Annotated in this window: 1 protein-coding gene; it reads right to left on the reverse strand. The window is 55.3% G+C overall.

Translation table 11 applies throughout. From position 1 onward, the window contains the following. The coding region (locus B9Z45_RS17130) for a hypothetical protein (protein ID WP_158270454.1) at positions 1 to 826 on the reverse strand (826 nt) is incomplete at both ends.

Below are 826 nucleotides of genomic sequence, written 5' to 3' on the forward strand. Positions count from 1 at the left end.
CCAAAGGCCAAGCTGTTAAACACCGCGTTGGCGGGGTCGACCGTCAGGGTGTTGCCGGTGATGCTCACGCCTGCAGGCAGTGTGGCGCTGGCAGTGCCACCATTTACCTGATAGGTAAGGCTTTGCGTGCTGAGTGTGGCAGTCTCGCCGGCATCTGCATCCGTGGCCCCTTGCAGCAGATTGACGGTGTAGCTGACATCTCCCTCGCTTGCATTTGAAGCAAGGGCGGCGCTCACCGTGGGTGCGTCGTTGACCGAGACAACTTGCACTGTTTGGATAATGGTCTGGCTGTTCTTCGCGCCATCACTGATCACCAAGCTGATTTGTCGATCTGTGGTGACCGGATTGTCGGAGCTGTTGTTGAACTTAACAGAAGCAAGCGCTGCTGAAAATTCACTGCTACTTGGGCTGGCACCTGATTTGGTCGCCAAAGTCAAAACGCCATTGCTGTAACTGCCAGTAATTTTTCCCGTGTCCGTGAACAGCAACACATCGCCAACCTGGACATTGGTGATACGCATCGTCGCAGACATCAACTGGCTGTCTAAATCACTGGCACTCAAACCGCTGAAGACCAACTGAGCGTTAGATCCGTTATCCGCACCGAGCATTTCAGTGAATATCAAAGTGTGATTCACGGCTGAAAGCAACGGGGCCAGATTACCCATTTGCTTGGCAGCCGCAAGTTCCGCCGCATCGGCTTCAGCTGTGGCTTTGGCGGCTGCTAGTTTGGCCGCATCGAGCACGGCTTGGGCAGCAGTTTTCTCTGCTGTGGTGCCGCTGGCGTTGGCCGTAGTGAGTGCAGTTTGGGCAGCAACCAGCGCTT

The sequence above is a fragment of the Limnohabitans sp. 2KL-17 genome, from assembly GCF_003063415.1.
GTDB lineage: Bacteria > Pseudomonadota > Gammaproteobacteria > Burkholderiales > Burkholderiaceae_C > Limnohabitans_A.